The following is a 23,151-nucleotide window of genomic DNA, read 5'->3' on the forward strand; positions in this document are numbered from 1 at the left end:
GGCCCCCTTCGCGGTTCGTTCTCGCCTTGACGTGAAGAACCATACCCAGGATCCATACGCTTGTTCAATACGTTCGTCTAAAACAGTCGTACGGGAGCGTGCGCGAGCGTATGGAATCGTGCGGAATCCCGGACCCCTCACCCCACCGGCACCTCCAGGTACGACGGCGTCGGCTCCGGGGAGGTGAACGCCAGCGTCGCGCGCGGCAGGTTGGCGTCCCCGTAGAAGGGGTCCCGGGCGGCCGCCACCAGCAGGAGCCGGTGCCCGCGCGGGACGTCGTACGCCGCGGCCTGGAGGTCGATGTCCGCGCCGATCAGGCTGTCCGGCGGGGATTGCAGGTCGCTGAACGGGGCGTGTGTGATCAGCCGGGCCGAGCCGTCCGGGGCCAGGTCCAGGAGGTAAGCGACGAAGGTGGAGCCGGAGTTCGCGGCGCGGTACGTCACGCGCAGGCGGGGGACGCCCCGTACGCGGAGGGTCTCCTCGGCGGGGTCGCCGCACCAGGCGGCGGTGATGGACGCGGCCGCGGTGGCGCCGATCTCGCCGCCCGGGTACGGCTTCGGGCGGCCCGCCATCTCCGCGTACCCGGACCGGACCACCGCGTCGGCCACGGCGGCCGGCGTGTCCACCCCGCACAGCACGCCCGCCGTCCAGCCGTGCTCGGGCTCCCCGGCGAGCCCCCCGACACCGGCGAGCCCCCCGACACCGGTCGGCGCCCTGCCCCCGGCCGGAGCCCCGCTCCCGGCGGACGCCCCGGCCCCCGTGAGGTACAGCCGGCGGACGTTGCCGCCCGGTGCGGGCAGGGCGGCGGTGGGTTCCAGGGTGCGGCTCCACATCACCTCGGACAGCACCTCGGCCTCCCCCTCCACGCCGTTGGCGGCGCCGCACAGGTGGTGGTCGAGCCAGCGGTGCGCGTCCGTCCACACGGGGCTCGGCAGCCCCAGCAGTCCCGCGCTCTCGGGGCCGCAGTGGTCGCCGAGGGACAGGTCGAGCCGCTTGGGGCCGGTGAGTTCACCGAACAGCCTCAGCGTCTGGTTGGCCGGAAAGACCGTCTCGTGCCAGGCGTGCGAGAGGAAGACCGCCACCTGCCTGCGGTTGAACTCCTTGACGTGGACGGACGGCGAGCGCTGCTGCGCCCACCGCAGGGCGCCCTCTGCGCCCCGGTCGGCGAGGACGTCCTCCAGGGTCCGCTCCGTCTCGGGGCTCAGCCGGGCCCGTCCGGCCGACGTGAGCAGGGCCTGTACGGCGGCGGTGCGGCGGGTGGAGTTCTCGTACAGGACCTCGCCGAAGTCGCCCCAGGCGCTGAGCGCCGCCACCGCGTCGACCCGGGGGTCGTGCGCGGCGACGAGCAGGCCGATGCCGGCGCCGTACGAGACGCCGAGGAAGCCGATCCTGGTGACCGGGCCGGCGGCGCGTTCCAGTAGGTGGTCCAGGGCCCGTCTGCCGTCGGCGACGTCCAGTGGCCCGGCGAGGTCGGCCTGGCCGTCGGAGCGGCCGAACCCGCGGACGGTGTAGGCGAGTACGTCGTAGCCGCGCGCCGCGAGGGCGGCGGCCTGGACGGCGTACGTGGTCCAGCCCAGGCCCGTCCACGGCGAGGGCATCACGACCACCGCCCGCGGCGCGGGGCCGGTGTGCCGCCAGAGCGCGGCGTCGAGCAGGTCTCCGCAGGCGCCGGTCACCTTGCCCCGGCTGAAGGCGGCCGCGGCGCGTGCGGCCCGTACTTCCGCGGCGCGCGCGGGCGGCAGGCCCGCGGGGTCGCCGCTCTCCAGGGCGGTGGCGAAGGCGGTGAGGGCGGTGGCGTCGAGCTCGGGATAGAGGGAGTGGAACGCGGCTGGGGCAGCGGGATTCACGGCGGACCGTCCTCGTCGTCGAGTGGCGTGGAGGGGCGCGTGGAGGGAGGGGGTTGCGGGGCCCGGTGCGGCGGCTGCGCGGGCGGGGAGCCTCCAGTATCGGCGCGCGACGGGCGCAGCCAGGGCGCATTCCCGGCGTACGGCCGGAACCGCCCCTGATCGTTCCCGGTGTGCCGTGGCGCGTTTCGGCGGTGTCCTCGGCCGGGCCTTGTGTGATGGCCGGTAAGGATCAAGTCGCCCGCAGGGGAACGGAATTGACGGGCGTGGCGGGAACCGGACGCAGGCCGCAAAAATAATGCAAGCATGCTTGATTGTTTTAGCGGAGGCTGCCAGGCTTCCCCCCACGCCGAGAGGGGAGCACGCCGTGCCCGATCCGTCCGCCGAAGGCCGGTCCGCCACCACCGCCACCGCGTCCACCGCGTCCACCGCCACCGTCCTCGCCGACCTCCTCGCCGACCTCCGCGAGGAGGGGCGGGAACTCGACTCGCTCGTCGGGGAGTCGGCGGCTCAGGCCTGGGCGCGGCCGACGCCCGCGCCCGGGTGGAGCGTGGCCCACCAGATCGCCCACCTGCACTGGACCGACCGGGCCGCGCTGCTCGCCCTCACCGATGCCGAGGGCTTCGCGCGGATGGTGGAGGAGGCGTTGAAGGCCCCCGAGTCGTTCGTCGACGAAGGCGCGGCGGAGGGGGCCGCGCTGCAGCCCGCCGAGCTGCTCGCCCGGTGGCGCGAGGGCCGGGCCGCGCTCGACGCGGCGCTCGCTGCGGCCTCGCCCGACGCCCGGTTCCCCTGGTACGGGCCGCCGATGAAGGCCGCGTCCATGGCGAGCGCCCGGCTCATGGAGACCTGGGCGCACGGCCAGGACGTCGCCGACGCGCTCGGGGTACCGCGCACCCCCACGGCCCGGCTGCGGCACGTCGCGCGGATCGGGGTGCGGGCGCGCGACTACGCGTACGCGGTCCGGGGCCTGCCGGCGCCGGAGGGGGAGTTCCGGGTGGAGCTGACGGCTCCGGACGGGGGCGGGGTGTGGGCGTACGGTCCGGCGGACGCCGCGCAGCGGATCACCGGGCCGGCGCTGGACTTCTGCCTGCTGGTCACCCAGCGCGCCCACCGCGCCGACCTCGCCCTCAGCGCGACGGGCGCCGACGCCGACCGCTGGCTCGACATCGCCCAGGCCTTCGCGGGCCCGGCCGGCCAGGGCCGCGAGCCGCGGGCGAGCGGGCGGTGACGCGCCGGGCGGTGACGCGCCGGGCGGTGACGCGCCGGGCGCTGCGCGTCGGCAACGCGTCCGGCTTCTACGGGGACCGGTCCGACGCGGTGCGCGAGATGCTGACCGGCGGCCCGCTGGACGTGCTGACCGGCGACTACCTCGCCGAGCTCACCATGCTGATCCTCGGCCGGGACCGCCTGAAGAACCCGGACCTCGGCTACGCGAAGACCTTCCTGAAGCAGCTGGAGGAGGGCCTCGGGCTCGCGCACGACCGGGGCGTGCGGATCGTGGCGAACGCCGGCGGGCTGAACCCGGCCGGGCTGGCGGCGGCGGTGCGGGCGCTGGCGGCGAAGGTGGGGGTGCCCGTCTCCGTCGCGCACGTCGAGGGCGACGACCTGATGCCGTACGGGCAGGACGCGCTCACCGCCAACGCCTACCTGGGCGGCGCCGGCATCACCGCCTGCCTGCGGGCCGGCGCGGACGTGGTGGTGACCGGCCGGGTCACGGACGCGGCGCTGGTCAGCGGGGCGGCCGCCTGGTGGTTCGACTGGGGCCCGCAGGAGTACGACCGGCTCGCGGGGGCGGTGGTCGCGGGCCACGTGCTGGAGTGCGGAACGCAGGCCACCGGCGGCAACTACTCCTTCTTCACCGCCCACGACGTCCGGCGGCCCGGCTTCCCGCTCGCGGAGGTCTCCGAGGACGGCTCGGCGGTCATCACCAAGCACCCGGGCACGGGCGGGGCCGTCACCCCGGGTACGGTCACCGCCCAGCTCCTGTACGAGACCCAGGGCGTCCGGTACCTCGGCCCCGACGTCACCGCCCGCCTGGACACGGTCCGCCTGGCCCCGGACGGTGACGACCGGGTCCGGATCAGCGGGGTCCGGGGGGAGCCCCCGCCCACCACCCTGAAGGTCGGCGTCAGCCGCGTCGGCGGCTGGCGCAACGAGGTGGTGTTCGTCCTGACGGGCCTCGACATCGATGCGAAGGCCGCCCTGGTGCGGGCACAACTGGCGGGGGCGCTGCGCGAGGTGGAGTCCGTCCGCTGGACCCTCGCCCGCACGGACCACACCGACGCGGACACGGAGGAGGAGGCGAGCGCCCTGCTGCGGCTGGTGGTCCGCGATCCCTCCCCGGACCGGGTGGGGCGGGCGCTGACCTCGGCCGCGGTCGAGCTGGCCCTCGGCAGCTATCCGGGCTTCCACGTGACGGCCCCGCCGGGACCGGCCCAGCCCTACGGGGTGTTCGCCTCGGCGCTGGTCCCGGCCGGCTCCGTCCCGCACACGGCGGTCCTGGCGGACGGCACCCGCCTGCCGGTCCCGCCCCCGCCGGACCCCGCGCCGTTCCCCACGTCGGACCCCGCGTCGGACCCCGCGCCGTTCCCCGCGTCGGACCCCGCGCCGGACCCCGCGTCGGACCCGTCCCGGCCCCCTGCCCCGGATTCCGTGGCACCGCCACCCCCGGCACCGGCCCCCGACCGCACCGTCCGGGCCCCCCTCGGGGCCGTGGCCGGGGCGCGGAGCGGCGACAAGGGCGGCGACGCCAACGTCGGCGTGTGGGCGGAGGGCGAGGAGGCCTGGCGGTGGCTGCGCCGCACCCTCACCGTGGCGGCCTTCCAGGACCTGCTGCCCGAGACGCGGGCGCTGGCCGTCACCCGCCACGAACTGCCGAACCTGCGCGCCCTGAACTTCACCGTCCCCGGCCTCCTCGGCGACGGCGTCGCCTCCGGGCACCGCTTCGACCCGCAGGCCAAGGCCCTCGGCGAATGGCTGCGCGCCCGCCACCTCGACATCCCGGCCCACCTCCTCCCCGCCACCCCGACACCCGCTCCTGAGGGGACCCGATGACCCGCCTCGGAACCACCGTCGACCCGTACGCCGCCGAGCACGCGAAGGCCCGTACCGCCGCCCTGGAACGGCTCGCGGAGCTCGACGCCGAGCACGCCAAGGCCCTCGCCGGCGGCGGGGAGAAGTACACCGCCCGCCACCGAGACCGCGGCAAGCTGCTGCCGCGCGAGCGGATCGAGCTGCTCCTCGACCCCGATACCCCGTTCCTGGAGCTGTCCCCGCTCGCCGCCTGGGGCAGCGACTACCCGGTCGGCGCCTCGATGGTCACCGGCATCGGCACCGTCGAGGGCGTCGAATGCCTGATCACCGCCAACGACCCCACCGTCCGCGGCGGCGCCAGCAACCCGTGGACGCTGAAGAAGGCGCTGCGGGCCAACGAGATCGCCCTCCAGAACCGGCTCCCGTGCATCAGCCTCGTCGAGTCGGGCGGCGCGGACCTGCCCTCCCAGAAGGAGATCTTCATCCCCGGCGGGGCGATCTTCCGTGACCTGACCCGGCTCTCCGCCGCAGGCATCCCGACCGTCGCCGTCGTCTTCGGCAACTCCACCGCAGGCGGCGCGTACATCCCCGGGATGTCCGACCACACCGTCATGATCAAAGACCGTTCCAAGGTCTTCCTCGGCGGTCCCCCCCTGGTCAAGATGGCCACCGGCGAGGAGAGCGACGACGAGTCCCTCGGCGGCGCCGACATGCACGCCCGCGTGTCCGGCCTCGCCGACCACTACGCCCTCGACGAGTACGACGCCATCCGCCAGGCCCGCCGCATCGTGGCCCGCCTCAACCACCGCAAGCCGTACGCCGATCCGCCCCGGGCCGAGGAGCCGCTGTACGACCCCGAGGAACTTCTCGGGATCGTCCCGCCGGACCTGAAGACCCCCTTCGACCCGCGCGAGGTCATCGCCCGCATCGTCGACGCCTCCGACTTCGACGAGTTCAAGCCCCTCTACGGCACCAGCCTGGTCACCGGCTGGGCCACCCTGCACGGCTACCCGGTCGGCATCCTCGCCAACGCGCAGGGCGTGCTGTTCAGCGCCGAGTCACAGAAGGCCGCCCAGTTCATCCAGCTCGCCAACCAGCGCGACATCCCCCTCCTCTTCCTCCACAACACCACCGGCTACATGGTGGGCAAGGAGTACGAGCAGGGCGGCATCGTCAAACACGGCTCGATGATGATCAACGCGGTGTCCAACTCCCGCGTCCCGCACCTGTCCGTACTCATCGGCGCGAGCTACGGCGCCGGCCACTACGGCATGTGCGGACGCGCCTACGAACCCCGCTTCCTCTTCGCCTGGCCCAGCGCCAAGTCCGCCGTCATGGGCCCCCAGCAGCTCGCCGGGGTGCTGTCGATCGTCTCCCGCCAGTCCGCCGCCGCCCGGGGACTGCCGTACGACGAGGAACAGGACGCCGGGATGCGCGCCTTCGTCGAGGCCCAGATCGAGTCCGAGTCCCTGCCCCTCTTCCTCTCCGGGCGGCTGTACGACGACGGCGTCATCGACCCCCGCGACACCCGTACCGTCCTCGGCCTGTGCCTGTCGGCCGTCCACAATGCCCCCGTCGAGGGCGCCCGCGGCGGCTTCGGCGTCTTCCGGATGTGAGCCCCCAGATGACCGCACCGATCACCTCCCTCCTCGTCGCCAACCGGGGCGAGATCGCCGTCCGGATCTTCCGTACGGCCCGCGACCTGGGCCTGTCCACGGTCGCCGTCCACTCCGACCCCGACGCCGACGCCCTGCACGTCCGCCAGGCCGACGCGGCCGTCCGGCTGCCCGGAGCCGCCCCCGCCGACACCTACCTGCGCGGCGACCTGCTGATCGCGGCGGCGCGCACCGCGGGTGCGGACGCCGTGCACCCCGGGTACGGCTTCCTCTCCGAGAACGCCGGCTTCGCCCGGCAGGTCCTGGCCGCCGGCCTGGCCTGGGTCGGCCCGCCGCCCGAGGCCATCGAGGCCATGGCCTCCAAGACCCGGGCCAAGGACCTCGTGCGCGCCGCCGGCGTCCCCCTCCTCGACCCCGTCGACCCGGCCACCGCCACGGCCGCCGACCTGCCGCTCCTGCTCAAGGCCGCGGCGGGCGGCGGCGGCCGCGGCATGCGCGTCGTACGGCACCTCGACTCCCTCAAGGAATCCCTGGAAGCCGCCCGCGCCGAGGCCCTCTCGGCCTTCGGGGACGACGAGGTCTTCGCCGAGCCGTACGTGGAGCGCGGCCGGCACGTCGAGGTGCAGGTCCTGGCCGACGCCCACGGCACCGTCTGGGCGCTCGGCACCCGCGACTGCTCCCTCCAGCGCCGCCACCAGAAGGTCATCGAGGAGGCCCCCGCCCCCGGCCTGCCGGAATCCCTGCGTGAGAGTCTCCACGCCGCCGCCGTCGCCGCCGCCCGCGCGGTCTCCTACCGCGGCGCGGGCACCGTCGAGTTCCTCGTCGGCGCCGACGGCCGCCCGTACTTCCTGGAGATGAACACCCGCCTCCAGGTGGAACACCCCGTCACCGAAGCGGTCTTCGGCCTCGACCTGGTCGCCCTCCAACTGCGCATCGCCGAGGGCCGGCCCCTGCCCCTCACCCCGCCCCGGCCCTCCGGCCACGCCGTCGAGGCCCGCCTCTACGCGGAGGACCCGGCCCAGGACTGGCGCCCGCAGACCGGGGTGCTGCACACCCTCGACCTCCCCGGCCACGTCCGCGTCGACACCGGCTTCACCGCCGGGGACACGGTCGGCGTCCACTACGACCCCATGCTCGCCAAGGTCGTCGCCCACGCCCCGACCCGCGCCGAGGCGGTCCGGACCCTCGCGGACGCCCTGTCCCGGGCCCGGATCCACGGGCTCACCACCAACCGCGACCTCCTCGTACGCTCCCTGCGCCACCCGGACTTCGCCGCCGCCCGGCTCGACACCGGCTTCTACGAACGCCACCTCGACACCCTTGCCGCAGCCGCCCCGGACCCCGCACTCGCCTGCCTGGCCGCGGCCCTCGCCGAAGCGGCCCCGGCCCCCGACGCCCCCCTCGCCGCCCGCCTCGGCGGCTGGCGCAACCTCCGCTCCCAGCCCCGGACCCGCCGCTACACCGTCGCCGGCACCGAGCACGAGGCCCGCTACGCCCCGGTGGAGCACCCGGACGTCCGCGTCCTGGCCGCCACCCGCGAGGCCGTCACCCTCGAAGTCGGCGGCGTCCGGCGGATGTTCCACGTGAAACACAAATCGAACACCGTCTACGTGGACTCCGTGCTCGGCTCCCACACCCTCGTCCCCGTCCCCCGGTTCCCCGATCCCCAGGACCGCACCGAACCGGGGTCCCTGCTCGCCCCCATGCCCGGCACCGTCGTCCGCATCGCCGAGGGCCTCGCCCCCGGCGCCACCGTCACCGCCGGGCAGCCCCTGCTGTGGCTGGAGGCCATGAAGATGGAGCACCGCATCCTCGCCCCCGCCTCCGGCACGCTCACCGCACTCCACGCCGTCACCGGCCACCAGGTCGAGTTCGGTGCCCTGCTCGCCGTAGTCCAGGAGGACCAGCAGTGATCGAGACCGAAGAGCACCAGGCCCTGCGCGCCGCCGTATCCGCCCTCGGGCAGCGCTACGGCCGCGACTACCTCGCCCGCGTCGCCCGTGAGGGCCGCCACCCCGACGAGCTGTGGGCCGACGCCGCCAAGCTCGGCTACCTCGGCGTCAACCTCCCCGAGGAGTACGGCGGCGGGGGCAGCGGCATCGCCGAACTCTCCATCGTCCTCGAAGAGCTGGGTGCCGCGGGCTGCCCCCTCCTCATGATGGTGGTCTCGCCCGCCATCTGCGGCACGGTCATCGCCCGCTTCGGCACCGACGATCAGAAGAACGCCTGGCTCCCCGGCCTCGCCGACGGCAGCCGCACCATGGCCTTCGGGATCACCGAACCCGACGCCGGATCCAACTCCCACCGCATCACCACCACCGCCCGGCGCGACGGCGACGACTGGATCCTCACCGGCCGCAAGGTCTTCATCTCCGGCGTGGACATCGCCGACGCCACCCTCATCGTCGGCCGCACGGAAGACGCCCGCACGGGCCGCCTCAAGCCGTGCCTGTTCATCGTCCCGAGGGACGCGCCGGGCTTCTCCCGGTCGGTCATCGACATGGAACTCCAGGCGGCGGAGAAGCAGTTCGAGCTGGTCCTCGACGACGTGCGCCTGCCCTCCTCCGCCCTGGTCGGCGACGAGGACGCGGGCCTCCTCCAGCTCTTCGCCGGCCTCAACCCGGAGCGCATCATGACGGCGGCCTTCGCCATCGGCATGGGCCGCTACGCCCTCGGCCGTGCGGTGGAGTACGCGAAGACCCGCCAGGTCTGGAAGGAGCCGATCGGCGCCCACCAGGCCATCGCCCACCCCCTGGCGGCGGCGCACATCGACCTGGAACTCGCCCGCCTGATGATGCGGAAGGCCGCCGCACTCTACGACGCGGGCGACGACGCGGGGGCCGGTGAGGCGGCGAACATGGCGAAGTACGCGGCGGGGGAGGCGTGCGTCCGGGCGGTGGACCAGGCGGTGCACACCCTGGGGGGCAACGGGCTCACCCGCGAGTACGGGCTCGCCTCCCTGATCACGGCGGCCCGCGTCTCGCGCATCGCCCCGGTCAGCCGGGAGATGATCCTCAACTTCGTCTCCCACCAGACCCTGGGCCTCCCCAAGTCGTACTGATCGAGCCTCCAGCCCCGGGTTCCCGTGGCCGGGGCCGGTGGGCGCGTGTGGGCCGCTGCGCGGGCAAGGTCCCCTACCCGCCCTTCGCCCGTTCCCCGGGCTCCGCCCGGACCCGCGCCTCAAACTCCCCCAGCTACCGCTGGGAGGTGCCCCCAGGCGGGGCTGAATTCCCCCGGCTGGGGGCGGGGAGTGCAGGCCGGGGCTGGCTCTGCCCAGCCGGGAAGGTACTGGCCGGGGGCGGGGACGGGGTGGGGTGTCGTCCGGGACTAAAACGAGATGAATTCGGCGCGCGGTACCCCGTACGAATGCAATCCGGATCAGGCGCCGAACATCGAAGCCCGTCCCGGACGACACCCCACCCCGCCCCCGCCCCCGGCCCCGCAGCCACCCCACCCCCGCCCGACAGGGCGGGGGGTACCACCCACCGGCCCCCGCCCGGCCAGGGCAACGGCTCCACCCGCACCCGCCCGGCCAGGGCAACGGCTCCACCCGCACCCGCCCGGCCAGGGCAACGGCGCCGACCCCACCCCGCCCGGCCAGGGCAACGGCGCCGACCCCACCCCGCCCGGCAGGGCAGGGGGACCACCCACCCCGCACCCGCCCGGCCAGGGCCAGGGCAAAGGCCCCACCCGCACCCGCCCGGCCAGGGCAACGGCAAGGGCTCAGCCACCACGTACCCTGCCCCCGAGGGGGGCCGGCCGGGCCCACCCGCTCACCCCCTCCGGAGGAGACATGGCCCCACTCGTGCACGCCGCCCGGGCGGCGACCGGCATCACCACCCTCACCCTCGACTCCCCGGCCAACCGCAACGCGCTCTCCGCCCGGCTGGTCGCCGAGCTCCGCGGGGCCCTCGCCGAGGCGGCCGCCGACCCCGACACCCGGGCCGTGCTGCTCACCCACACCGGCAACACCTTCTGCGCGGGCGCCGACCTCAAGTCCCCCTGCGACCCCGCCGACTTCCTCGCCCTGCTCCGCGAGGTCACCGCACTGCCCAAGCCGGTCGTTGCCCGCGTCACCGGCCACGTCCGCGCCGGCGGCCTCGGCCTGCTCGGAGCGTGCGACATCGCCGCCGCCGGGCCGCAGTCCTCGTACGCCTTCACCGAGACCCACCTCGGCCTCGCCCCCGCCGTCATCTCCATGACCGTGCTGCCGCGCCTCGACCCCCGCGCCGCCTCCCGCTACCTCCTGACCGCCGAACCCTTCGACGCCGCCGAGGCCGCCCGCATAGGGCTCCTCACCCTCCACACCACCGACGACGTCGACACCGCCCTGGCCCCCGTCCTCGACGGACTCCGCAGGGCGTCCCCGCAGGCCCTCGCCGAGACGAAGGCGATGGTCGCCGCCGGCGTGCGCGAGGCCCTGGACCGGGACGGCGCCCGCCTGTCGGAACTCTCCGGGCGCCTCTTCGCCTCCGCCGAGGCCCGCGAGGGCATCACCGCCCGTTTCGAGCGCCGGGACCCGTCATGGGTACGGTGACCGGCGCCGTCCCCAAGCAGGCCCGCAGCCGCGTCACCCGGCGCCACCTGCTGGAGGCGGCCGTGTCCTGCCTCGCCGAACACGGCTGGGCGGGCTCCACCGTCGCCGTCGTCGCCGAACGCGCCGGCGTCTCGCGCGGTGCGGCCCAGCACCACTTCCCGACCCGCGAGGCCCTCTTCACCGCCGCGGTCGAGTACGTCTCCGAGGAACGCTCCACCGCCCTGCGCGAGCTCTTCCAGACCACTCCCGCCCCGCGCCCGCGCCCGGCGGTCGTCGAGGCCCTGGTCGACCTGTACACCGGCGCCCTGTTCCGCGCCGCGCTCCAGCTGTGGGTGGCCGCCTCCAACGAGGAGCAGCTGCGCCCGCAGGTCATCGAACTGGAGGCCCGGGTCGGCCGCGAGACCCACCGGATCGCCGTCGAGCTGCTGGGCGCGGACGAGTCGCAGCCCGGCGTACGGGAGACCGTGCAGGGCCTGCTGGACATGGCACGGGGCCTGGGCCTGGCCAACGTCCTGACCGACGACACGGCCCGCCGGGCCCGCGTGGTCGCCCAGTGGTCGAAGCTCATCGACGCGGCCCTCGGCTGACCGCAACACCACCCGGCCCCCCGGATGCGCGAGGGCGCCGCACCCCGTACGGGATGCGGCGCCCGGAGGGGGACGACGGCCGGAGCCTCAGGCGGTGGCGGTGATGTCCGCGAAGCCCCCGATGTCACGGGGGTCCCGCCGGCCCGGGCCCACGTACCGCGCCGACGGCCGCACCAGGCGGCCCGTGCGCTTCTGCTCCAGGATGTGCGCCGACCAGCCGGCGGTGCGGGCGCAGCTGAACATGGAGGTGAACATGTGCGCCGGGACCTCCGCGAAGTCCAGCATGATCGCGGCCCAGAACTCCACGTTGGTGGCGAGCACCCGGTCGGGGCGGCGTGCGTGCAGCTCCTCCAGCGCGGCCTTCTCCAGGGCGGCGGCGACCTCGTAGCGCGGGGCGTCCAGCTCCTTGGCGGTGCGCCGCAGCACGCGGGCGCGGGGGTCCTCGGCGCGGTACACGCGGTGGCCGAAGCCCATCAGCCGCTCGCCCTTGTCGAGCGCCTTCTTCACGTAGGCCACGGCGTCGCCGGTGCGCTCGATCTCCTCGATCATGCCGAGGACGCGTGAGGGCGCGCCGCCGTGCAGCGGCCCGGACATGGCGCCGACCGCACCGGACAGGGCGGCCGCGACATCGGCACCGGTCGAGGCGATGACGCGCGCCGTGAAGGTGGAGGCGTTCATGCCGTGCTCGGCGGCGGAGGTCCAGTACGCGTCGACGGCCTTGACGTGCTTGGGGTCGGGCTCGCCCCGCCAGCGGATCATGAACCGCTCGACGACGGACTCGGCCTTGTCGATCTCGCGCTGCGGCACCATGGGCAGGCCCTGGCCGCGGGCGGACTGGGCGACGTACGACAGCGCCATGACGGCGGCCCGGGCGAGGTCGTCGCGGGCGGTCTGCTCGTCGATGTCGAGGAGCGGTTTCAGACCCCACACGGGGGCGAGCATGGCGAGCGCGGACTGCACGTCGACGCGGATGTCGCCGGAGTGCACCGGGATGGGGAAGGGTTCCGCGGCGGGCAGGCCGGGGTTGAACGCACCGTCGACCAGCAGGCCCCAGACGTTCCCGAAGGAGACGTGGCCGACCAGGTCTTCGATGTCCACCCCCCGGTAGCGGAGCGATCCGCCTTCCTTGTCAGGCTCGGCGATCTCCGTCTCGAACGCGACGACCCCTTCGAGTCCGGGTACGAAATCGGACATCAGGCGGCTCCTCAGGTAGTGCGAACACGCGCGGTTCCCGGCGTGATTCGCGGTCCGACGCGGTCATCCCCGTTGATGCCCGGCTCGGCCGAAGGTCATCCGTGCGGGGACCCTCGGACCGGCCCCAAGATTTTGTCCGTTCCGGTGGGCCTGCGGAAGCGTGACATACGGCACACCGGCACCCGGCGTACTGCGGCAGGATGACCGTGTGACCGATCAGGACATTGACCCCGCCGTCATGCGCGAGCAGTACCGCTCCGAGATCATCGAGGAGGCGGGCCTCGCCGGCGACCCGATGGCGCAGTTCGCCATGTGGTTCCAGCAGGCGGCGGACTCGCACCTCTTCGAGCCCAACGCGATGGTCGTCTCGACCGCCACCGCCGAGGGCCGGCCGAGCTCGCGCACCGTGCTGCTGAAGCAGTTCGACTCGCGGGGCTTCGTCTTCTTCACCAACTACGGCTCCCGCAAGGTGCGGGAGATCGACGAGAACCCGTACGTCTCGCTGCTCTTCCCCTGGCACCCGATCGCCCGGCAGGTCATCGTGACGGGCCGGGCCGAGCGGGTCGGCCGGGAAGAGACGGCCGCCTACTTCCGGTCACGTCCGCACGGCTCGCAGCTGGGCGCGTGGGCGAGCGCGCAGTCCACGGTGATCGGCTCGCGCGCGGAGCTGGACCGCCGTTACGCGGAGCTGGCGGCGCGGTATCCGGAGGGGGAGCAGGTGCCGGTGCCGCCGGAGTGGGGCGGGCTGCGGGTGCTGCCCGACGCGCTGGAGTTCTGGCAGGGGCACGAGAACCGGCTGCACGACCGGCTGCGGTACGTCCTGGACGGGGACAAGTGGCGCATCGAGCGCCTGTGCCCGTAGCGCGAACGCGAACGCAGACGACCCGCGGTCTCGGGTTCCTCTCCTGCAGTGAGAGGAGCCGGCCGGACGTGCCGGCGAGACCGCGGGTCGGGTGACTGCTTGGGATTGGCGCCGGGCGGCTTCCGCCGGGCACCGCACTGGGTGCGCTGCTGACGACGGGCCCTAGCCCGCAGCCACCTCACGCGTCCGGTTTCCGTACATTTCGGGAACCACCTCCCTTCTCGTGTACGGCAGAGCCTAGATCGGCGTCCCGGAGCCCTCAAGCGATTTAAGGCACGGATTTCCGGGCGGACATTCCGGGAGGATTCCGGGAAGCGGATGTGGCATGGGTCACGTTCCAGTTCAATGATCTGACGTGCCGCACACGCGAACACCTGCAGGGGGTGCCAGGTGAGTGCTTCCGGGCGTAGTGACACCGCCGACGATCTGCTCGCAGCGCTGCTCGACGGGATGGACGCCGCCCTGTGCGCGTTCGACTCCGACGGCGTGATCACCCACTGGAACCGCGAGGCCGAGCGGATCCTCGGCTGGAGCGCCGCCGAGGCGGTGGGGCGGCGCGGGTTCGCGGGGTGGGCGGCGCGCGCCGCCGACGCGGGTGACGTGCGGGACCGGCTGATGTCCGCGCAGGACGCGCCGGGCCGGCAGGTCCACGAGTTCGCCCTGCTGACCAAGGACGGCGGGCGGATCCTCGTACGGACCCAGTCCGCCGGGGTGCCCGGCGCCGACGGGAAGCCGGCCGGCGTCTACTGCGCCTTCAGCGAGGTCCACGCCCAGATCGACCTGGAACGGTCCATCGCCCTCAGCGAGGCGCTGATGGACGACGCCTCCTGGGGGGTCGTCCTCGTCGACGTGGACCTGCGCCCGGCGGTGGTCAACGCGCACGCCGCCCGCGCCTTCGGAACCGGGCGCAGCGCGCTGCTCGGGCGGCCGCTCGGGGACCTGCTGGAGCAGGGCGTCGAGGAGCTGGAGGGCGCGCTCCAGCACGTGCTGGCCGAGGGGGCGCCGCCGTCGCCGCTGGAGCTGTGGGTCTCGGTGCGGACGCCGGAGGGGGTGCGGCGGCGCTGCTGGCGGTGCGGGTTCCTGCGGCTGGGGTCGCCGCTCGCGGAGGAGCCGGTGCCGCTGGGGGTGGGCTGGCTGTTCCAGGACGTCACCGAGGCCCGGCAGGCCGAGCTGGACACCGGGCAGCTGCGGTTCCGGGCCAGCCAGCTGTACCGGGCGGGGCGGGCGGCCGCCGAGTGCGAGGACCCGGCGGAGGCGGCCGCCGTCCGGCTGGACTTCGCACTGGCCGGGTTCGCGGACCACGCGCTGCTCGACGTACTGGAACCGGCGGCGGGCCGGCGTCTGGTCCGCTCGGCGGTGTCCCCGTCGGGGCTGGCGCTGCTGCTCCCGGGGCCGGGTGCGGTCCCGGTCCGGTACGAGGCCGCGCACCCGGCGCTCCAGGCCCTGGACCGGATCGGCCCGGTCCGGGCCAGCGCCCCGGCCGGGGAGGCGGCCGACGGGTGGGCCCGAGCCCGCCAGTGGCCCCCGGGCGCCACACACGCCCTGTGCGCGGTCCTCCGCAGTCGCGGCCGCACCCTGGGCGCGCTGACCTTCCTGCGGGGCCCGTCGCGCCCCGCGTTCGAACGCGCGGACGCCCTGTACGCGGAGGAGGTGGCGGCCCGTGTGGCGGCGGACCTGGACCTGGCCCGCCGTCCCGCTTGACTCCCGGCCCGGCCGGGCCGGAGGTCCGGTCCAGTGCCGGGAGAAGGTCCGGTCTAGTGCCGGAAGAAGATCCGGTCCCCGTACTCCTGCATGACCCGCCCGTTCCACTCGTGCCCGCCGTCCACGTTCCCGGACCGCAGCAGCGGCGGCTCGACCCCACGCGCCACCAGTTCCCCGGCGGCGGACGCCATCACCGCCTGCATGATCGCGCTGGTCACCACCGTCGACGCGGGAGCGAACGGCGCGTCGATGCCGTCCAGCGACAGCTCGGCGTCGCCGACCGAGATCTTGCTGTCGAGCACGATGTCGCAGTGGTCCTTCAGGAAGGTGCCCGAGACGTGCCGGGACCTCGTCTCCGTCGCGTACGCCACCGACGTCACGCCGATCACCTTCAGGCCGATCGCGCGCGCGTTCATCGCCATCTCGACGGGCAGGGCGTTGCGCCCGGACAGCGAGATGACGACCAGGACGTCCCCCGCCGAGGCGGGGCTGCTGTCCAGGACCGCTCCGGCGAGCCCCTCGACCCGTTCGAGTGCGCTGCCCAGCGTCGCCGGCATGACGTCGACGCCGGCCGTGCCCGGGACGGCGAGGAAGTTCATCAGCGCGAGCCCGCCGGCCCGGTAGACCACGTCCTGCGCGGGCAGCGAGGAGTGTCCGGCGCCGAAGGCGAAGAGCCGGTTCCCGGAGGCGACGGCCTCGGCGATCACGGTCCCGGCCTCGGTGATCCGTGAGCCCTCCTCGTCGCGCACCCGCTCCAGCAGGCCGATGGCGGCGTCGAAGAACTGCCCGGCCAGCTTGCTCTCGCTCATACGCCGTAGGCCCTTCCAGGTGTGGGGTGTCGGGTGTGCGGCGGCTGTGCCGCCGTTGTCCGCCGCTCACCGTGCGGTCTGGACCAAGGGCGTGTCAATACGGCCGTCAATCCGGGCGTGGACCCGCTCCGGCCGGATGTCCCGTACATGCCTTGACGCTCGACGCGGGACGGTTGTCGGCCCGATGCGTCAGAATTGGGGACAGGGCCAGCGCACGCAATCCGAGGGGCACGAATGTCCGGACTGATCGACACCACGGAGATGTATCTCCGCACCATCCTGGAGCTGGAAGAGGAAGGTGTGGTCCCCATGCGCGCCCGGATCGCCGAGCGGCTGGACCAGAGCGGCCCGACGGTGAGCCAGACCGTGGCCCGCATGGAGCGTGACGGGCTGGTCGCGGTGGCCAGCGACCGGCACCTGGAGCTGACGGACGAGGGGCGCAAGCTCGCGACGCGCGTGATGCGCAAGCACCGCCTCGCGGAGTGCCTGCTCGTCGACGTCATCGGCCTGGAGTGGGAGCAGGTGCATGCGGAGGCCTGCCGCTGGGAGCACGTGATGAGCGAGGCGGTGGAGCGGCGCGTGCTGGAGCTGCTGCGCCACCCGACGGAGTCCCCGTACGGGAACCCGATCCCGGGCCTGGAGGAGCTGGGGGAGAAGGCCGAGGCGGACCCGTTCCTGGAGGACGGCATGCTCAGCCTGTCCGACCTGGACCCGGGTACCGAGGGCAAGACGGTGGTGGTCCGCCGGATCGGGGAGCCGATCCAGACCGACGCCCAGCTGATGTACACGCTGCGCCGGGCGGGCGTGCAGCCCGGGTCGGTCGTGAGCGTGACGGAGTCGCCGGGCGGGGTGCTGGTCGGCAGTGGCGGCGAGGCGGCGGAGCTGGACGCGGACATCGCTTCGCACGTGTTCGTCGCCAAGCGCTGAAGCGGTCGGGCTGACGCCCCGAGGGTGTTGACGGCCGGCGGCCGGGTGCCGCCGGCCGGCCGGAAGCAAGGCGGTCCCGGCGCCTTTCGGCGCCGGGACCGATCCTCCCCTTGCTGACCTGGAGCCCCGAGCTCTCAAGGTCATCCCCTTCGGACCGTCTTCCCCGAGCGGCCCGCCTCCCTGTTGAAAGGATCTCCATCGGCAGCGGCGGCCAATCCTTGAGCAAGGTCACTCGAAAGAGCGGTGTTGTCGGCGAGACGCCCGTTTTCGAATGCGGGTTCGATAGTCTGGCCGGGAGCGAAGGGGGTGCATCTCCGGTGGTACAGCGCATCGATGTGACAGGTGCCGACGGCGTACGCCTGGCCGCCTGGGAGTTCCGGGACCCGCCCGCGGAGCCCCGGAAACCGGCGGTCCTGTTACTCCACGGCCTGATGGGCCGCGCCCTCCACTGGGCGGGCACCGCGCGCTGGCTGGGCGAGGACCGCCGCGTCATCGCCCTCGACCAGCGCGGCCACGGACACAGCGGCCACCCCGTGCCCGGCCCCGACCGGCTCGCGCGCCTGGGCCGCGAGGCATTCGTCGCCGACGCCGAGGCCGTCATCGAACAGCTCGGGATCGGCCCCGTGATCCTCATCGGCCACTCCATGGGCGCCCTCACCGGCTGGCAGCTCGCCGCCCGGCGCCCCGACCTGGTCCAGGCCCTGGTCATCTGCGACATGCGGGCCTCCGCGCTCGGCGAGGCCTCGCAGCAGGACTGGCAGGATTGGTTCCGCCGCTGGCCGCTGCCCTTCCCCACGCAGGACGCCGCCCGCCGCTGGTTCGGCGAGGACGACCCCCGGGTGGAGCGCCCCGACCCCGGCCGCGGGGCCTTCTTCGCCGAGGTGATGCACGAGGCGCCGGACGGCTGGCGCCCGCTCTTCTCCCGCAGCCAGATGCTGACCGTCCGCGAGACCTGGGTGCACGACGCGCACTGGGAGGAGCTGGCCCAGGTCCGCTGCCCCACCCTCGTCGTACGCGGCCTGGACGGCGAGCTGGGCCGCGCGGAGGCCCAGGAGATGGTCCGCGTCCTCCCGGCCGGCCAGTACGCCGAGATCCCGGACGCAGGCCACTACGTCCACTACGACCAGCCGGCCGCCCTGCGCGCCGCTCTGGAGCCCTTCCTGGAGGGGGTGGCCGTGTCGTAGCGGACCCCCGGCCGCGGGATCAGTCGTTGACGGTGCCGGCGGTGTCGGCGGTGTCGACGGTGAGGACGATCTTGCCGCGGGTCCGGCGGCTGTCGCTCAGCTCGTGCGCCTTGCCGGCCAGCTCCAGCGGCAGCACCGTGTCGACCTCGGACCGCAGCCGGCCGGCCTCCACCAGCGCGGCGATCTCCCGCATCCCCGCCTGGTCGGCCTCCACGGCCATGAACACGGCGCGCACCCCCAGCGGGTGCGCCGCCTCCGCGAGCCGGGCCTCGGCCGGAGAGGCCAGGGACACCACGATCCCGCCGGGGCGCAGGACGCGCAGCGAGCGCGGCCCGTACTCCCCGCCGACGGCGTCGACCACGACGTCGACGGGCTCGACGGCCGTCTCGAAGTCGACGGCGGTGTAGTCGACGACCTCGTCCGCGCCCAGGCCGCGCAGGAACGCGTGGTTGGCCGCGCGGGCGGTGCCGATCACGTACGCGCCGCGCGCCTTCGCGATCTGCACGGCGAGGTGGCCGACCCCGCCCGCCGCGGCGTGGACGAGCACCCGCTGCCCGGGGCGCACGTCGGCGGTGTCCACCAGCGCCTGCCACGCGGTGAGCGCGGCCAGCGGCAGCGCGGCGGCCTGTACGTGGCTCAGCGCGGCGGGCTTGCGGACCAGGTGCCGGGCGGGGGAGGTGACGTACTCCGCGTACGTGCCCGCCGGGACCGGGTGGCGCGGCATGCCGAACACCTCGTCGCCCGGGGCGAGGGTGGTGACCCCGATGCCGACCGCCTCGACGACCCCGGACACGTCCCAGCCGAGCCGGATCGGCTCCCCGGCCAGCCCGCCGGTGGCGCGGTGCCACGAGTCCGTCGGGTTCACCCCGGCCGCGTGGACCCGGACGAGGACCTCGGCCGGCCCGGGCTCCGGCCGCTCCACCTCGACGACCTCAAGCACCTCGGGTCCGCCGAAACCGTCCTGAGCCACTGCGCGCATGCCGTCATCCCCGTTCTCCGCGGGGCCCGTTCGGCCCCGTCCCGAGATCAAGGTTTCCGCACCGCACCCACTCGAACGAGTGGCAAGACTGCCACCATCTGAAAGAATCTTGCCATGCCCGCTCCTTCCGCACACCGAGTCGTAGTCCTGGCCCTGGAGGGCGTCTACCCCTTCGAACTGACGATCCCGGTACGCATCTTCGGCACCGCCGAAGGCCCGGACGGCGCACCGCTCTACGAGGTCGTCACCTGCAGCCTGGACGGCGCCCCGGTGACCACGAGCGCCGACTTCACCATCACCGTCGCCCACGGCAGCGAAGCCCTGAGCACCGCCGACACCCTGGTCATCCCCCCGTTCACCTGCGGCGTCGACGGCTCCCGCGAGTGGCTGCCCGCCGAACTGGCCGCAGCCCTCGCCCTCCTCCCGCCCCACGCCCGCATCGTCTCGATCTGCACGGCCTCGTACGTACTCGCCGCCGCGGGCCTGCTCGACGGCCGGCGCGCCACCACCCACTGGAACGAGGCGAGGAACTTCCAGGAGGCCTTCCCGCAGGTCAAGGTCGACGAGAACGTCCTCTTCGTCGACGACGGCCAGGTCCTCACCGCAGCCGGCGTCGCCGCCGGGGTCGACCTGTGCCTGCACCTCCTGCGCCGCGACCACGGCAGCGAGGTCGCCAACCGGGTGGCCAGGCTGTGCGTGGTCCCGCCGTGGCGGGAGGGTGGCCAGGCCCAGTACATCGAACGCCCCATGCCGGAACCGGAAGCCGCGACCACGGCAGGGACCCGCGCGTGGGCCCTGCGGCACCTGGACGAGCCGTTGTCCCTGGCGCAGTTGGCGGAGCACGCCCGCATGAGCGTGCGCACGTTCTGCCGACGCTTCGCCGAGGAGGTCGGCATGCCCCCGGGCCAGTGGCTGGCCCAGCGCCGCGTCGACCACGCCCGCCGCCTCCTGGAAACCACCGCCCTCCCGGTGGACCAGATCGCCGCCGAATCGGGCTTCGGCACCTCGGCGTCCCTCCGCCAACACCTGTCGGCCACCCTGGGCACGTCCCCGACGGCCTACCGCCGCGCCTTCAGGGCCACGACGCCCTGAAAGCCCCGACCACCCAGGCCGTTACCGGGAGCGGCCATGAACCGTCTCCTCCACCCCGACCGCACGCTCGACGAACTCGCCCCGCCCGGCTGGGGGTCGAGCCCGCCCAGCGGTGGCACCGGCGCTTCCGCATCTCGTGGAGCGGCCCTTCACTCGCACCGTAGGCGTACCGGTCGGAGTGCGACAGGTGCGCTCACGCGGGGTAGCGGCAGCATGGCCGAAGGGGGCGGCGGGTCTCGGCCCGTCGCCCCCTTCGGCCATGCACTCGGGGTGGGTCAGCCCTTGCTGACCGCCGTCAGGATCTCCGGGAGCTTGCGGGAGACCGCCGGGGCCGCCAGGCGGAGGCCCGCCCAGGTGGCCAGGCAGCCCCAGGCGATGCCGATCGGGAGGGCGAGCAGGGCCAGGGTGCCGGGGTCGTCCGACAGGCTGATGTAGATGGTCAGGGCGATCACCGGCGAGCAGATCACCGCCGACGAGACCATGCCGCCGACGATGCCCAGCCAGGCCAGGCCCGCCTGGCCCGGGGCGACGTTCTTGAACGCGCCCTCCGTCGGGATGGAGTACGCGAAGTGCGCCGAGGCCAGCGCGCCCGTGCACAGCATCGAGCCCAGCAGGGCCAGCGCCAGGCCCAGGGCGGCCGGGAAGCCCGGCCAGTCGCCCACCAGGGCGGCGGTGGCCACCGTGACCAGGACCGTGTACGGGACGGTGACCAGCGCCAGCGCGGCGGCGCGGGCCCGCAGTTCGGCGTACGCGTCGCGCGGGGAGGCGATGGTCTGGGCGACCATCCAGAAGGCGGAGGTGTCCTGCCCGAACTGGTTGTACATCTGTACGCCGAGCATCCCCGCGCCGAAGCAGGCCAGGTAGACCGAGCCGGTGCCCTGGAGGGCGTTGAAGACGGGGACGATCGCGCCGACCGCCAGCGAGGACACCCAGGCCGACTTCGTCTTCGGGTCGCGCACGGCGTACCGCAGCGTGCGCTGCATGACCGCGCCGGTGCGCCCGCCGGGCAGCAGGGACCAGAAGCCGCCTGCGCCGCCCCGGTCCTTCTCGGGCTTCGCGGCCGCGAGGGTCGAACCGTCCGGGGTGACCATCAGGCTGGTCAGGCTGCGCTCCCAGAACCACAGGAGGGCCGCCAGGGCCGCCAGGGTCAGGGCCAGCTGGGCGGCGGCCACGCCGTACGCGCCGTCGCTGACGGAGTCCACCATGCCGACGGCCGTCGCCGGCGGCAGCCAGCGCACGATCTCCTCGACCGGCTCCAGCGCGGTCAGGCCGCCCTGCTTGAACAGGCTCTGGCCGGCGAAGTTGACGAACTGGGCGCCGATCGCGATCAGCAGGCCGCTCAGCACCGCGAGGTCGCGTCCCTTGCGGCTGGACAGCAGCCGTACGTTCGCGGTGGCCACGGCGCGGGCGAGGGCCACGCAGCCCAGGAGGAGCAGCGGGGCGCCGAGTACGGCCGCGGCGATGCCCGCCGGGCCGTGCGCCACCGCGGCGACCGAGCCGGCGGCGATGCACAGGGTGAACAGCGGGCCCAGGCCGATGAGCGAGGAGGCCAGCAGGGCCCGTACGAGCGGACGCGGGCGCAGCGGCAGCATCACCAGCCGGCTCGGGTCCAGGGTCTCGTCCCCGGTCGGGAAGAAGAGCGGCATCACGGTCCAGCTGAGCGCGAGGATCGCGGCCAGCAGGACGACGACGGTGCCGGCGTGGACGTGGCCGTGCAGCATGGCCAGGCACAGGGTGACGAACAGCGAGAACAGCAGCGAGATCACCAGGCTGGCGATCCAGACGGCCTTGCGCTTCGACGACCCCTTGAGGCCGTTGCGTATCAGGGAGAGCTTCAGGCGGACGAACAGCGAGGTGACGGAGGCCGAGGAGGCCGAGGAGGCAGTGGAGGCCGTGGAGTGGGCCGTGGCGGTGCCGCTCATCGTGCGCCGCCGAGCCAGTCGAGGGAGTCGCCGGCGGCGTGGTCGCGGGCGCCGACGAGTTCGAGGAAGGCGGCCTGGAGGGAGGGCGCGGAGCCCCGTACGTCGGCCAGCGGGCCGGCGGCGCGGATCTGGCCGCCCGCCATGACGGCCACCCAGTCGCAGAGCGATTCGACGAGCTCCATCACGTGGGAGGAGAAGACGACGGTCGCACCGGACGCGGTGTAACGTTCCAGCACCCCGCGGATGGTCTGCGCCGACACCGGGTCAACGCCCTCGAACGGCTCGTCCAGGAAGAGGACTTCGGGGTTGTGCAGCAGCGCGGCGGCGAGGCCGATCTTCTTGCGCATGCCCGTCGAGTAGTCGACGACCAGCTTGTGCTGGGAGCCCGCGAGGTCGAGCACGTCCAGCAGCTGCGTGGCCCGCTTGTCGGTCTCCTCGCCCGGCAGTCCGCGCAGCCGGCCCATGTAGCCGAGGAGTTCACGGCCGGAGAGGCGTTCGAACATCCGCAGTCCCTCGGGCAGGACGCCGATGCGGGTCTTGACCTCGACCGGGTCGGCCCACACGTCGTGTCCGGCGACGACCACCCGGCCCATGTCCGGGCGCAGCAGCCCGGTCACCATGGACAGCGTGGTCGTCTTCCCGGCGCCGTTCGGGCCGACGAGCCCGATGAAGCGGCCGGCCGGCAGCTCCAGGTCGATGCCCCCGACGGCCACCTGCTCGCCGAAGCGCTTCCACAGCCCCTCGACCCGCACGGCGGCCGCGGGCTGCGCGGATCGCGCGCCACCACCCGTCCCGCCGTCCGTACCGCCTGCCGCATAACCCTGGTCCGGCATGCGCCTGCCTCTCGTTCCGTTCCCCGTGGTC

Annotated in this window: 18 protein-coding genes; 12 read left to right on the top strand and 6 right to left on the bottom strand. The window is 74.1% G+C overall.

Annotated features, from left to right (window positions below; translation table 11 throughout):
• Nucleotides 1-137: 137 nt before the first annotated feature.
• The gene (locus ACZ518_RS29315; protein WP_469116032.1) at nt 138-1,847 is read right to left on the bottom strand and encodes an alpha/beta fold hydrolase; all 1,710 of its coding nucleotides are present in this window, start codon (nt 1,845-1,847) and stop codon (nt 138-140) included.
• 364 nt (nt 1,848-2,211) lie between these two features.
• Between ACZ518_RS29315 and ACZ518_RS29320 the strand changes: the two genes are divergently transcribed.
• The 7 genes from ACZ518_RS29320 (at nt 2,212) to ACZ518_RS29350 (ending at nt 11,617) form a co-directional block, all read left to right on the top strand.
• Entirely contained in the window at nt 2,212-3,072 is an 861-nt protein-coding gene (locus ACZ518_RS29320; protein ID WP_469116033.1) for a TIGR03084 family metal-binding protein, read from the top strand.
• A 98-nt stretch (nt 3,073-3,170) separates the two neighbouring features.
• A complete protein-coding gene (locus ACZ518_RS29325; RefSeq protein ID WP_469116218.1) occupies nt 3,171-4,898 on the top strand; it encodes an acyclic terpene utilization AtuA family protein in 1,728 nt (575 codons plus the stop codon).
• Complete coding sequence (locus tag ACZ518_RS29330; RefSeq protein ID WP_469116034.1) at nt 4,895-6,493, top strand: acyl-CoA carboxylase subunit beta; 1,599 nt, start codon at nt 4,895-4,897, stop codon at nt 6,491-6,493. The genes ACZ518_RS29325 and ACZ518_RS29330 overlap by 4 nt, the downstream gene beginning before the upstream one ends.
• 8 nt (nt 6,494-6,501) lie before the next feature.
• Nucleotides 6,502-8,406 carry an acetyl/propionyl/methylcrotonyl-CoA carboxylase subunit alpha gene (locus ACZ518_RS29335; protein ID WP_469116035.1) on the top strand — a complete coding sequence of 635 codons (1,905 nt, stop codon included), beginning with the start codon at nt 6,502-6,504 and terminating at the stop codon, nt 8,404-8,406.
• Nucleotides 8,403-9,554, top strand: a complete 1,152-nt coding sequence (locus tag ACZ518_RS29340; protein WP_469116036.1) for an acyl-CoA dehydrogenase family protein — start codon at nt 8,403-8,405, stop codon at nt 9,552-9,554. The genes ACZ518_RS29335 and ACZ518_RS29340 overlap by 4 nt, the downstream gene beginning before the upstream one ends.
• A gap of 732 nt (nt 9,555-10,286) precedes the next feature.
• A complete protein-coding gene (locus ACZ518_RS29345) occupies nt 10,287-11,030 on the top strand; it encodes an enoyl-CoA hydratase family protein (RefSeq protein WP_469116037.1) in 744 nt (247 codons plus the stop codon).
• Nucleotides 11,018-11,617, top strand: a complete 600-nt coding sequence (locus tag ACZ518_RS29350; protein ID WP_469116038.1) for a TetR/AcrR family transcriptional regulator — start codon at nt 11,018-11,020, stop codon at nt 11,615-11,617. The genes ACZ518_RS29345 and ACZ518_RS29350 overlap by 13 nt, the downstream gene beginning before the upstream one ends.
• A gap of 87 nt (nt 11,618-11,704) precedes the next feature.
• Here the strand turns inward: ACZ518_RS29350 and ACZ518_RS29355 are convergent, their stop codons facing one another.
• Complete coding sequence (locus ACZ518_RS29355; RefSeq protein ID WP_469116039.1) at nt 11,705-12,811, bottom strand: citrate synthase 2; 1,107 nt, start codon at nt 12,809-12,811, stop codon at nt 11,705-11,707.
• A 238-nt stretch (nt 12,812-13,049) separates the two neighbouring features.
• Here ACZ518_RS29355 and pdxH point away from each other — a divergent pair, with 238 nt between their 5' ends.
• Together pdxH and ACZ518_RS29365 are read left to right on the top strand one after the other, a co-directional pair.
• On the top strand, nt 13,050-13,673 hold the full coding sequence (pdxH, locus tag ACZ518_RS29360; protein ID WP_469116219.1) for a pyridoxamine 5'-phosphate oxidase: 624 nt from the start codon (nt 13,050-13,052) through the stop codon (nt 13,671-13,673).
• 390 nt (nt 13,674-14,063) lie between these two features.
• The gene (locus ACZ518_RS29365; protein ID WP_469116040.1) at nt 14,064-15,374 is read left to right on the top strand and encodes a PAS domain-containing protein; all 1,311 of its coding nucleotides are present in this window, start codon (nt 14,064-14,066) and stop codon (nt 15,372-15,374) included.
• Nucleotides 15,375-15,427: 53 nt separating this feature from the next.
• Here the strand turns inward: ACZ518_RS29365 and ACZ518_RS29370 are convergent, their stop codons facing one another.
• On the bottom strand, nt 15,428-16,183 hold the full coding sequence (locus tag ACZ518_RS29370) for an SIS domain-containing protein (protein WP_469116041.1): 756 nt from the start codon (nt 16,181-16,183) through the stop codon (nt 15,428-15,430).
• Nucleotides 16,184-16,417: 234 nt separating this feature from the next.
• Between ACZ518_RS29370 and ACZ518_RS29375 the strand changes: the two genes are divergently transcribed.
• The gene (locus ACZ518_RS29375) at nt 16,418-17,110 is read left to right on the top strand and encodes a metal-dependent transcriptional regulator (protein ID WP_362474979.1); all 693 of its coding nucleotides are present in this window, start codon (nt 16,418-16,420) and stop codon (nt 17,108-17,110) included.
• A gap of 317 nt (nt 17,111-17,427) precedes the next feature.
• Complete coding sequence (locus tag ACZ518_RS29380) at nt 17,428-18,294, top strand: alpha/beta fold hydrolase (protein ID WP_469116042.1); 867 nt, start codon at nt 17,428-17,430, stop codon at nt 18,292-18,294.
• Between the two features lie 19 nt (nt 18,295-18,313).
• Here ACZ518_RS29380 and ACZ518_RS29385 read toward each other — a convergent pair whose 3' ends face one another.
• Entirely contained in the window at nt 18,314-19,273 is a 960-nt protein-coding gene (locus tag ACZ518_RS29385) for an NADP-dependent oxidoreductase (protein WP_469116043.1), read from the bottom strand.
• A 114-nt stretch (nt 19,274-19,387) separates the two neighbouring features.
• Between ACZ518_RS29385 and ACZ518_RS29390 the strand changes: the two genes are divergently transcribed.
• Nucleotides 19,388-20,365, top strand: a complete 978-nt coding sequence (locus tag ACZ518_RS29390; protein WP_469116044.1) for a GlxA family transcriptional regulator — start codon at nt 19,388-19,390, stop codon at nt 20,363-20,365.
• A gap of 275 nt (nt 20,366-20,640) precedes the next feature.
• Here ACZ518_RS29390 and ACZ518_RS29395 read toward each other — a convergent pair whose 3' ends face one another.
• Together ACZ518_RS29395 and ACZ518_RS29400 are read right to left on the bottom strand one after the other, a co-directional pair.
• Nucleotides 20,641-22,287 (bottom strand): transporter, encoded by a 1,647-nt coding sequence (locus ACZ518_RS29395; protein WP_469116045.1) that lies wholly within the window; start codon nt 22,285-22,287, stop codon nt 20,641-20,643.
• The gene (locus ACZ518_RS29400) at nt 22,284-23,120 is read right to left on the bottom strand and encodes an ABC transporter ATP-binding protein (protein WP_469116046.1); all 837 of its coding nucleotides are present in this window, start codon (nt 23,118-23,120) and stop codon (nt 22,284-22,286) included. Before ACZ518_RS29400 ends, ACZ518_RS29395 begins: the two co-directional genes overlap by 4 nt.
• Nucleotides 23,121-23,151: the final 31 nt, after the last annotated feature.

The organism is Streptomyces sp. NPDC033966 (assembly GCF_055575955.1).